The 10,762-nt window shown below is 70.2% G+C and carries 8 protein-coding genes and 1 pseudogene; 5 read left to right on the plus strand and 4 right to left on the minus strand.

The window, feature by feature from the left end; genetic code table 11:
* Positions 1–3: 3 nt before the first annotated feature.
* The 4 genes from ACWD4G_RS43260 to ACWD4G_RS43275 all read left to right on the plus strand — a co-directional run bounded on the left by ACWD4G_RS43260 (position 4) and on the right by ACWD4G_RS43275 (position 4,288).
* Positions 4–1,374, plus strand: coding sequence for an FAD-binding oxidoreductase (locus ACWD4G_RS43260; protein WP_451303809.1), 1,371 nt, complete (start codon positions 4–6; stop codon positions 1,372–1,374).
* Between the two features lie 3 nt (positions 1,375–1,377).
* Positions 1,378–2,334 (plus strand): fumarylacetoacetate hydrolase family protein, encoded by a 957-nt coding sequence (locus tag ACWD4G_RS43265; RefSeq protein WP_451303811.1) that lies wholly within the window; start codon positions 1,378–1,380, stop codon positions 2,332–2,334.
* A 136-nt stretch (positions 2,335–2,470) separates the two neighbouring features.
* The gene (locus ACWD4G_RS43270; protein WP_451303813.1) at positions 2,471–3,454 is read left to right on the plus strand and encodes a LysR family transcriptional regulator; all 984 of its coding nucleotides are present in this window, start codon (positions 2,471–2,473) and stop codon (positions 3,452–3,454) included.
* Positions 3,455–3,520: 66 nt separating this feature from the next.
* The gene (locus tag ACWD4G_RS43275; protein WP_451303815.1) at positions 3,521–4,288 is read left to right on the plus strand and encodes an SDR family NAD(P)-dependent oxidoreductase; all 768 of its coding nucleotides are present in this window, start codon (positions 3,521–3,523) and stop codon (positions 4,286–4,288) included.
* 62 nt (positions 4,289–4,350) lie between these two features.
* Here the strand turns inward: ACWD4G_RS43275 and ACWD4G_RS43280 are convergent, their stop codons facing one another.
* The 4 genes from ACWD4G_RS43280 to ACWD4G_RS43295 all read right to left on the minus strand — a co-directional run bounded on the left by ACWD4G_RS43280 (position 4,351) and on the right by ACWD4G_RS43295 (position 9,140).
* Complete coding sequence (locus ACWD4G_RS43280; RefSeq protein WP_451303817.1) at positions 4,351–5,883, minus strand: MFS transporter; 1,533 nt, start codon at positions 5,881–5,883, stop codon at positions 4,351–4,353.
* Positions 5,884–5,893: 10 nt separating this feature from the next.
* Complete coding sequence (locus ACWD4G_RS43285) at positions 5,894–6,334, minus strand: VOC family protein (protein ID WP_451303819.1); 441 nt, start codon at positions 6,332–6,334, stop codon at positions 5,894–5,896.
* 3 nt (positions 6,335–6,337) lie between these two features.
* Complete coding sequence (locus ACWD4G_RS43290; protein WP_451303821.1) at positions 6,338–7,108, minus strand: SDR family NAD(P)-dependent oxidoreductase; 771 nt, start codon at positions 7,106–7,108, stop codon at positions 6,338–6,340.
* Between the two features lie 154 nt (positions 7,109–7,262).
* Entirely contained in the window at positions 7,263–9,140 is a 1,878-nt protein-coding gene (locus ACWD4G_RS43295; RefSeq protein ID WP_451303823.1) for a sulfatase-like hydrolase/transferase, read from the minus strand.
* 400 nt (positions 9,141–9,540) lie between these two features.
* On the opposite strand from ACWD4G_RS43295, the pseudogene rho reads away from it, so the two are divergent.
* A pseudogene (gene rho, locus ACWD4G_RS43300) lies at positions 9,541–10,584 on the plus strand (transcription termination factor Rho); the annotation flags it as partial.
* Positions 10,585–10,762 lie beyond the last annotated feature (178 nt).

Consider the following 10,762-nt stretch of genomic DNA (forward strand, 5'->3'; position numbering starts at 1 on the left):
CCCATGGACACCAACCGTTTCTCCGGCACCCTCCACCTCCCCGGCGACGAGGGCTTCGAGGAGGCCTGCCTCGGCCGGGTCTTCAACGCGCGGCGCCCGTCGGACCGTACGCCCGCCGCCGTGCTCGAAGCGCTCACGGAGAGGGACGTCGTCGAGGGCGTCCGACTGGCCCTGGAACGCGGCTGGCAGGTGGCCGTACGCTCCGGCGGGCACAGCTGGGCCGCCTGGTCGGTACGGCAGGACGCCCTGCTGATCGACCTCGGGGGCTTCCGCGAGATGGCGTACGACCCGAAGACGGGTCTGGTGACGGCGACGCCCAGTGTGAAGGGCGGCGACGAACTCAACCCGTATCTCGGGCGGTTCGACCGCTTCTTCAACGGAGGGCACTGCCCCTCCGTCGGCATCGGCGGCTTTCTGCTCCAGGGCGGTCAGGGCTGGAACGCGCGCGGCTGGGGCTGGGCGGCGGAGAACATCGTCGCCCTCGACGTCGTGACCGCCGAGGGCGAGCTGGTGCGGGCCGACGAGTCGCGCAACAGCGATCTGTTCTGGGCGGCACGCGGCGCGGGCCCGGGCTTCTTCGGCGTGGTCACCCGCTTCCACCTGCGCACCCGGCCCCTGCCGAGGCATCTCGCCCACACCGTCCACGCGTATCCGCTGGACCTCTTCGACGAGGTGATGACCTGGCTGCACGGGATGCACCACACGGTGTCCGACCTGGTGGAGATCGTCGCCCTCACCCAGACCCCGCCCGACCGCGACGAGCCGGTCCTGCTGGTCACCGGCGTCTCCATGACCGACACCCCCGAGGAGGCGGCCGAGGCCCTGGCCCCGCTGCACGCGGGCCCGTACGCCGGCCGGGCGCTCTTCCGTGTCGAAGCGGAACCCACCACCCTCGCCGAGCAGCTCGACAACCAGCGCGGTGCCAACCCCGAGGGCCACCGCTACTTCGTCGACAACGCCTGGCTGACCGGGCCCGCCGACCGGGTCGTCCCGGCCATGCGCAAGGCGTACACCGAGCTGCCGACCCGGCAGAGCTTCACCATCTGGTTCTCGATGGCCCCGCTGCGTCAACTCCCCGACATGGCCTTCTCGTTGCAGTCGGAGATCTACTGCGCCTCGTACGTCGTCCATGACGAGCCCGGCCGGGACGCGGAGCTGCGTGCCTGGCTGGACGAGGCCATGGCCGAGCTGCGGCCGGTCACCGCCGGGCAGTACCTCGGCGACTCCGACTTCACCGTGCGGCAGCTGCGGTTCATGGGTGAGGAGCAGTGGCGGCGGCTGAAGGAGATCCGCGCGGTCCGCGACCCGAAGGGCCTGTTCGCCGGCCATCTCAGCGCCGGCACCGTCACCAACACCAACCACTGGGAGCAGTGAGACATGCGGTTCACGACATACGAGCACGAGGGCGTGGAGCGCGCCGGGGTGGTACGGGGCGAGGTCATCCATCCGCTGCCGGTGGGCACGACGGTCCTGGAGCTGATCGAACGGGAGGAGCTGCACGAGGCCGGGGCCCGAGCGCTCTGTGCGGCAAGCGACTTGACCACCGATCGGGTACGGCTGCTGCCGCCGCTCAAACCGCCCTCCATCCGGGACTTCGTCGGGTTCGAGGCGCACATCGAGGGCGTGTCGAAGGCGTTGGACGGGCTGGAGCACGTGCCCGAGGAGTGGTACCGGGCCCCGAACTTCTACTTCACCAATCCGCACGCGGCGTACGGGGCGTACGACGAGGTGCCCGTCCCGGCGGGCTGCTCGGTGCTCGACTTCGAGCTGGAGGTGGGGGCCGTCATCGGCCGGGCGGGCCGGGATCTCACTCCCGAGCGGGCGCGCGGGCACATCGTGGGCTATCTGGTCTTCAACGACTGGTCGGCGCGTGATCTGCAGAAGCCGGAGAAGAACCTCGGGCTCGGTTTCTCCAAGGGCAAGGACTTCGCGAACACGCTCGGCCCGTATCTGGTCACCGCCGACGAGGTGGAGGACCGGCGGGACGCGGACGGCTTCCTCGATCTGGAGATGACGGTCACCCTCAACGGTGAGCTGATCGGCCGGGACACCCTCGCCCATGTCTCCTGGACCTTCGAGGAGATGACCGCGTACGCGGCCCGTGACACCTGGGTCCGTCCGGGGGACGTCCTCGGGTCGGGGACCTGCGGCTGGGGGGCGCTCGCGGAGTTCTGGGGGCGGGTCGGGGAGCGTACGCCGCCGCCGCTGAAGCCGGGCGACGAGGTGACGCTGAGCGTGGAGCGGCTGGGCACGCTGTCCAACCGGATCGTGCCGGGCCGGGCGGACGCCTACCTTCCGCGGGCCCGGGAGCGAGGCCGTACACCCCGCCCATGACCTGCGGGTATCCCCCGTTCCGATGACTGTCATCGCATCCCTGTGAGTTCCCTCCCGGACCCTTCCTCGGTGGGGGACCGCTCGTTACGCTCCGATTTCACCGGGCTTCTACGACGCGGCCGGAAGGGAACACACCATGGGTCTCGGAGCGATCGACCTGAATCTTCTGGTGGCGCTGGAAGCACTCCTGGAAGCGAAGAACGTCACCCACGCCGGTGTCCGGCTGAACACCAGCCAGTCCGCGATGAGCGGCTCGCTGGCCCGGCTGCGGCGCCACTTCAACGACGAGCTGCTGGTGCGGGTCGGCCGTGAGTACGAGCTGACGCCGCTCGCGGAACGGCTGCTGCCGGTCGTCCAGGCCTCCCTGCACAAGGCGGAGGAGGCCCTGTCACTGACGCGGTGCTTCGACCCCCGGCGCAGTCGGCAGCGCTTCTCGGTGGTGATGTCCGACTATGTGATGACCGTGCTCGTGGAGCCGCTGCTCCGGGTCATCGCCGAGGAGGCGCCCGGGGTCCGGATCGACTTCCACCCGATCGTCGAGGGCCAGTTGGAGACCGAGACGCATCTGCGCTGCCACGACCTGATGATCGTGCCGCTCGGCTATCAGCTGCCGGGGGTGAGCGAGGCCGTGATGCACGACCGGTTCGTCTGTCTGGTCGACCCCGACAATCCGCGTCTGGTGGACGGGCGGCTCGGGCTGCGCGATCTGGCGGAGATGCCGCACGCCGCCTGCGCCATCGGCAAGAGCCTCACCCCCGCCGACCGCCAGCTGGAGACCCTCGGCATCACCCCGAAGGTGCAGGTCACCACGCCCGGCTTCAGTGTGCTGCCGTTCCTGGTCAGCGGCACCGACCTCGTCGCCGTGGTCCCCGAGCGGCTGGCCCGCCGCTACGAGGGCTTCGCGCGCTGCGCGATCGTACCGACGCCGTTCCCGGAGGTGCCGCTCGTGGAGGCCATGTACTGGCACCACAACCGGCACTCCGACCCAGCCCACCGCTGGCTGCGTGAGACCGTACGGCGGGTGGGGGCCTGTCTGGACGAGCCGCCGGTGCGGCGGATCGGCGCCATGGATGCCAGCCATGGCGATGACGCGTTTCCGGAGCTCGCCCCGGCTTCCTAGCGTGAGGGGTGGCCCCCTTTCCTGGTATGAGGGGGTGGACCCCGAGCCGCTGGGAGGAAGAAGACCGTGAGCCGTACGCGTCTGACGGGCCGCACCGTCGTCATCACCGGAGCCGCGCAGGGACAGGGGGCCGCAGAGGTCGTGGCCGCCGCCCGGGAGGGCGCGACGGTCGTCGCGACGGACGTACTCGACGAGGTCGGCGAGAAGCTGGCCTCGTCCTCGCGTGCCGACGGCCTCGACGTCCGCTACCGGCACCTCGATGTGTCCTCCCCGGACGACTGGGCCGCCCTCGCCGCCGAACTGGAGGTCGTGCACGGCCTCGTCAACAACGCCGGCATCCCCATGCGGGCCCGCCTCGGCGAGGTCGGACTCGCCGACTGGAACCGGGCGTTCGCGGTGAACACCACGGGTGCGATGCTGGGAATCCAGGCTCTGGCGCCGCTGATGCCCGCCGGTTCCTCCATCGTCAACATCGGCTCCGTCGCCGGCCTCACCGCGCATCACGCCGTCGCGTACACCACGAGCAAGTGGGCCCTGCGCGGCCTGTCCAAGGTGGCCGCGCTGGAGCTGGCACCGCGCGGCATCCGTACGAACGTCATCCACCCCGGCTACATCGAGACCCCGCTCATGACCACCGCGAACCCGGTGTTCGTCGAGGCCCATCTGTCGATGACGCCGCAGGGCCGGGCGGGCACCGTGGACGAGGTGGCGCCGCTGGTGGTGTATCTGCTCTCGGAGGAGTCGTCGTACGTCAACGGGGCGGAGATCACGGTGGACGGGGGGTACGCGGCGCACGGCGGGGTGAAGGCGATCACCAACGCGTTGGACGCCTGACCGTACACGAGGGGGAGGGCCCTGGACAGTCGTCCAGGGCCCTCCCCCCACCATGTGTGCCCCTACACCACCGCGGCCTGTGCCGTCGGTTCCCCGCTCGTCCGGCGCGCGGAGCTCTTCCGTACGAGGACCAGGGTGACCGCCGCGCCCACCAACGACGCGATGCCGCAGACCGTCATCCCCAGGGCGAGGCCGCTGGCCAGGGCGTCCTGGGCGGCTGCCTGGGCCTCGGCGCCGGCGTCGGGGACGTTGACGACGGCGAGGGGGCCACCCGCCTCGTTGATGCCGGCGGCGGGGCCGGTGAGCTTGCCGGCGAGTTGGGCGGACGCCGTGCTCATGGCGACCGCGCTGATGACCGCCGGGCCGAGCGCCTGGCCGAACTCGCGGACCAGGCTGGTGGCACCGCTGGCCATACCGGTCAGCTCGATCGGTACGGCGTTGACGGCGGCCTGGGTCAGCGAGGAGACCACGCAGATGAAGCCGACGCCGAGGAGCAGGACCGGGCCGATGAAGGCGGACAGGGAGGTCGTGGTGATCGGGATCGCGGCCAGCCAGAACTGCCCGGCGGCCATCGGCAGCAGACCGCCCGCGAGGAGCCAGCGGGCGTCGACCTGGCTGAGCATCCTGGCGAGCACCGGTGCCAGCAGCAGCGGGATCAGCTGGAGGATCACGAAGGGCATGCCCGCATCGAGCGCGCTGAGGTGCATCACCGCGCCGAGGCGGATGGAGACGCAGTAGGCGGTGCCGATGAAGCCGAGCATGCCGACCAGGGCGACAACGGCGGCCGCCGCGAAGGAGGGGATCTTCAGCAGGGAGAGGTTCATCATCGGGGAGTCCGAGCGCAGCTCCGCGAACACGAACCCGGTGAGGGCGACGGCCGCGAGGACCAGCGCGCCGATGATGGCGGGGTCGGCCCAGCCCTTGTCGGAGCCCTCGATGACACCCCACAGCAGCGCGGTGAGCGCGACGGCGATGGTGATCTGGCCGGGCCAGTCCAGCGAACGGCCCTCGGGTGCCCTGGAGTCGGTGACCCACTTCCAGCAGACGACACCGACGAGCACGCCGAGGACGACGGGTGGGACGAAGGCCCAGCGGAAGTCGGCGACCGTGGCGAGGACACCGGAGGACAGCGGGCCCGCGGCGGAGGCGAGGGAGATGCTCAGGGCCCAGGTGGAGACGGCCTTGGCCCGGTCCTGCTTGTCGGGGGTCGCGGCGGCGATCACGGCGAGCGAGGAGGGGAAGAGGGCGGCGGCACCGATACCGGCGATTCCCTGGCCGACCCACAGCATGGTGATCGACTGGGCGGTGGCGTTGAGGAGTTCACCGAGGGCGAGGACGAATCCGCCGAGGACCAGCAGGCGTTTCCGGCCGAAGATGTCGCCGACCACACCGAAATTCAGTTCAAGAATCGCGGTGGGCAGAATGAACGCGGACGTCACCCATGCCACCTGGGAGGCTGAGGCGCCGAATTCGGAGGTTATCTCTCCGTTGATCGGCGAGGGCACGGTAATGCACAACTGTGCCGCCGCCACCGCCAGACAGCAGGCTATGAGGGTTCCTCTGTCGAGCTTTTTCAGCATGCTCAAATCCGTCATGTGCGTGCCCTCACTCCGCGTTCTTCTCTATGAGTTCGATGAGATTTCCCTCTGGGTCGGCGACCCAGGCCATACGTACTCCGGGCTCGGGTGAGGGCCCGGGTGCCATGACCTCGCCCGCCCCGTGGGCCACCAGGGCCGCGTGGACGGGATCGAGTTCGGGGGTGGTGACCGCGAAGTGCCCGTACCCCTCGGTGAGGGAGGCGGTCAGCGGGTCCGGCGGGCGCGGGCCGGGGGTGGAGCCCGGCCGGGCGAGCAGTTCGATGCGCCAGCCCAGGTTCGGATGCGCCAGGACGACACCGCGCAGGCCGGGTCCTTCGAGCGTGAACTCGAAGACGGTCCGCAGCCCGAACGCGCCCTTGTACCAGGCGGTCTGGGCCGCCAGGTCACGTACGTTGACGCCCACGTGGTCGAGTCGGCAGGCCCTGTCCCGGCCCGTCTCCACGTCCATGTCTCAGCCGGCCATCGCGCTGTCGCCGCCGTCGACCATGAGGTTGGCGCCGTTGACGAAGGCCGCCTCGTCGGAGCAGAGGAACGCGGCCACGCGGGCGATGTCCTCGGGCTGCCCGACCCGTCCGACGGGAATGCGGGCCTCCAACCGCGCCCTGGGACCGTCCGGGTCGTCGAGGAAGGGCGCGGTCGCCGAGGTGCGGGTCATACCGGGGGCGATGGTGTTGACGCGGATGCGGTGCGGGGCGCCGGCCGCGCACAGGTGCTTGCTCATGGCCAGCACCCCGCCCTTGGCGGCACCGTGCGGAACCATCGGCATGAAGGGCGCCCCCCGTACGGCGGCCACCGAGGCCACGTTGAGGACGGCACCGCCGCCGCGGGCGATCAGATGCGGCCAGGCGGCCCGCGTACAGAAGTACGGGATGTCCAGTTCGTTGCGGATCGTGAAGTACCAGTCGTCCGCCGACAGTTCGTCGAACGGTCCGTTCCGCAGGGCGGAGGCGTTGTTGTAGAGGATGTCGATGCCGCCGAAGGCCTTGATCCCGGCGGCGAGCCACTCCCCGGCGCCCGCTTCGGTGGACAGGTCCACGGGCGCCAGGGAACGCATCACTCCCCCGGCCTTCCCCACCCTTTCGACGGTTTCCGCGGCGGCGTCCACGTCGATGTCACAGCCGAATACCTGCGCGCCCTCCGCCGCGAATATCTCGGCCGCCGCCCGTCCGATTCCGGCACCGGTTCCACTGATGAAGGCGATTTTCCCGCGCAGTCGACCCATGATTGCCAAGTCCCTTGTCCCTTGCCGCCCAAGTGCGGTGCTGGAAGCGTAGGGACGGCCCGGGAACAGAACAATGAAAGCGACGGTTCAGGCCCATCGGGCGTTCATATGGCAGGTATGCGCGGGGATCGGTGAAGGCGGTCTGTAAGAACGCTCACTGCTTGGGGGAGGCGCTGGTGCCCGGCTCCGATCCGTAGGCCGTCAGGAAACGGTCCCGGAAGGAGTCCATGCGCCAGACGGGGGCGTCGTCGCCGGGGCGGAGGCCGTCGGACCAGCCCCAGTCGGCGATGCGGTCCAGGACCTCGGGGTCCTTGGCCAGGATCGTCACGGGGACGTCGTGGTCGGCGCCGTTGCCGCTGACGCTTGCCATGGGCTGGTGGTCGCCGAGGAAGACGAGCACGGTGTCGTCGTCGCCGTACTTCTCGATGTACTCCAGGAGCGCCTGGGCCGAGTACTCGACGGATTTGCCGTACTCCTCCTTCACCTTCACGGGGTCGGTGAAGACGTCCGCCGGGTCCTTGCCGGCCTTCTCGATGTCCTTGTAGATCGACCCGTCGCCGACCTCGTCCCAGCCGACCATCTTCGGCAGCGGCGCCCACGGCTGATGGCTGGAGGTCAGGATGATCTCCGACATCAGCGGCTTACGGCCCTTCCTGGCGTCCTCCAGCTTCCTGAACGCGTCCAGCGTGTACTGGTCGGGCATGGTGGACCAGCTGAACTTCGGGCCCTGGTAGCCGAGGTCGCGGGAGTCGTAGACCTGGTCGAAGCCGTAGAAGTCGCCCTCCGGCCAGTTGTACTGCACTCCGGGCACGACGCCGACGGTCCGCCAGGCGCCGGTCCTGTCGAAGGCGCCGGGCAGGGTGAGGCGTTCGCCGGCGGTGACGGTGCGATAGCGGCTCTGGTTGTCGATCCACAGGCCGGTGAGGAACGTGGAGTGGCCGAGCCAGCTGCTGCCGCCGTATGTGGCCGAGGTCAGCCAGCCGCTCTTCGCCGCGAACCCCGCCTTGTCCAGGTCGCCCTGGGCCGCGTCCAGGGTCGCGGTCACGCCGGGCGCTATCGCCGGGTCCTCCAGGGCGGCGCGGCCGTAGCTCTCGATGAAGGCGATCATGACGTCCTTGCCGCGCAGTCCGGTCAGCAGCTGATCGGCGGGGACATCGGCGAACCTGTCCTTCTTGACCTCCTTGGCGAAGGCGGCCTCGTCCTTGAGGGTCTCCTGCGCCCGGGCCCAACGGTCCTGCACGAAACCGATGGTGTTCCGGGAGGCGAACGCCGTGTCCTGGACGGTGGTCAGTCCGAGCGCGGTGCAGGTGATCCACACGGTGCCCGCGACGACCGTGCCCCGCATCGCCCGTTCACGGTTGGCCACCAGGACGTTCGTCAGCCGGACCATCGCCCACGCCATCCCGGCGAACAGCAGCACGACCAGCACGACGAGGGCGACCACCGCGATCATCGCGCCCGTGCCGCCGAGGGTGTCCTCGACATACGACTCGGCGTCGTCCAGCAGCCCCCAGTCGAGGACCACGTTGAAGCCGCGTCCGAGGAACTGGTTGTAGCCGATGTCCAGCGCCTTCACGACGATCAGCGCGGCCAGGAACAGCCCCGTCGCCACCGCCGCGACCAGCCTCGTCCGACGCGGCAGCACCAGCAGCAGGGCCGCCCCGAGAATCGGCTCCACCGGCAGCCGGAAGAACTGCCGCGCCGTGAAGTACTCGACCTTCCCCGGCATCAGCAGCGCGAACAGCACCAGCAGCAGCGCGACCGCGGTGACACCCCAGGACACCCCCCGCGCGGCGACGGGATACCTCCGCCGAAGCGCCGCCGGATACGCCCGAATGCGACGCCGGAGTCCAGCGGACTCGGCATCGGACCCAGCGGGCTCGGCATCGGACCCGGCGGACTCGGCTTCGAGCCCGGCAGGCTCGGCATCCGGTCCGACAGGCTCGGCACGATCACCGTCCGCCGGTTCGGGGGCGGCGGTCTCGGCCTCGTCCGTGTCCGGCAGTTGACCTGAGCGCGTGGAGAGCGTCACCCGATGTTCCTTCCGTGCGAAGACCGCTGGCGGTACGGCGGTCCGGGCTCGGGTGGGCAGAGCCGCCGTCCCTCTCAGTACGGCGCACCGATGTGATCAGTTCAAAAGCCACGGGTAAGGAAATCACTAAAGCCGCCCGACGATTGGTGGTACGCTGGCTTCGGCACATGTGTTACGCCCCGTTCCGGGCGCCGGTGCCGTCTCTCTCACCTCGTCTCCCGAGGTCGAGTTCTCTCCAGCCAATCGCCAGTCGTGACGTACGACTTCGACCGGCTCATCGGCTTCACCGCACCACCTCTCGCGTACCGCCGAAAACGCGCGTACCCGCAGGTGGGTGCCTTCTCTCCTCCCTTCCTCATGCGTCAGCGGCTTCCGTGAAGTCCTCGAAAGGACCACCTCCATGACCACCCCCACATCAACACTCGAACCCACCTCCACATCCACCTCCGCCCAGCGGCAGCCCCCGGTCCGGATCGGCGGGGTCCTGGAGATCCCGCCGGGCGGACAGGGCGGCCATCTGCGCGGTGCCGACGGGCTGCCCGGCCCCTCCGATCCACCGGTGCCGGCCGCGCTGATCCGGCGGTACGGCCTGCGCAAGGGCGACACCGTCGAAGGCGTACGCGACGGCCGGCGCGGCCTCACCGAGATCGAGTCGATCAACGGCCGTACGCCCGAAGCCCTGCGCGGACGCCCGCACTTCGGTGACCTCACCCCGCTGCACCCGCGCGAGCGGCTGCGGCTCGAACACCCGGCGAGCGGTCCGACGGGCCGGCTGATCAACCTGGTGGCCCCGATCGGCAAGGGCCAGCGCGGGCTCGTCGTCGCCCCGCCGAAGACCGGCAAGACGGTACTGCTGCAGCAGCTGGCCGCCGCGATCGCCGACAACCACCCCGAGGCCCGCCTCATGGTCGTCCTGGTCGACGAACGGCCCGAGGAGGTGACCGACATGCGGCGCTCGGTGCGGGGCGAGGTGTACGCCTCGACGTTCGACCGCGCGCCCAAGCAGCACATCGCGCTCGCCGAACTCGTCGTGGAGCGCGCCAAGCGGCTCGTCGAGTCGGGCGAGGACGTGGTGATCCTCCTCGACTCCCTGACCCGGCTGTGCCGGGCCCACAACAACGCGGCCGCCTCCGGTGGCCGGACGCTCAGCGGGGGTGTCGACGCCGCCGCGCTGCACGGGCCCAAGCGGCTGTTCGGCGCCGCGCGCCTCACCGAGGAGGCCGGTTCGCTGACCATCCTCGCGACCGCCCTGGTGGACACCGGCTCCCGGGCCGACGACTTCTTCTTCGAGGAGCTGAAGAGCACCGGCAACATGGAGCTGCGCCTGGACCTCGCGCTCGCCGAGCGGCGGGTGTTCCCCGCCGTCGACGTCACCCTGTCGGGCACCCGCCGCGAGGAACTGCTTCTGACGCCGGATGAGTTGACGGCGGCGCGGTCCCTCCGGGGGCGGGTGTCGCGGTAGAGCTCGGGGGGTGAGGTTGTGTAGCGGGTGCGGGTGGTTCGTAGTTGCTCGCGCAGTTCCCCGCGCCCCTGAAAAAGCGGGGGCTGCGCCCCGCTTTTTCATCGGCCCGCAGGGCCGACTGCAGGGCCGCAGGCCCCTGCTTTTCAGGGGCGCGGGGAAC

Source organism: Streptomyces sp. NPDC002643, assembly GCF_053592555.1.